Here is a 236-nt window from a genome sequence, read left to right as displayed (position 1 = left end):
GGGATATCCGGCGACGGCCGTGGGCAGCGGCACCGGCTCGTTGCTCGCGCCGGGACGGATGCCGCCGATATCGGCAGCGGCATAGCCATCAAAGATCGCACGATTTTCGGCAAAGGCGATCGTGCGGGCAGCTTCCTTGAGCGGCTGCCAGTCGGAATCTTCGGAGCCACGCTCCACATCGTCGATCGCAGCGCGGGTCAGCGTGAAGGGCACGCGCAGTTCGACTACGGCATTGG

At 65.7% G+C, this 236-nt stretch carries 1 protein-coding gene; it reads right to left on the bottom strand.

The features are described 5' to 3' along the window. Positions 1–236, bottom strand: a 236-nt coding sequence (locus CVH10_RS24400) for an encapsulin (RefSeq protein ID WP_181244760.1), incomplete at both ends; no start/stop codon positions are given.

It is taken from the genome of Halomonas sp. ND22Bw (assembly GCF_003011945.1).
In the GTDB taxonomy this organism is placed as follows: Bacteria; Pseudomonadota; Gammaproteobacteria; order Pseudomonadales; family Halomonadaceae; genus Halomonas; species Halomonas halophila.
Note: the sequence above shows the minus strand (reverse complement) of the source record. Positions and strands in the feature narration are given on the sequence as shown.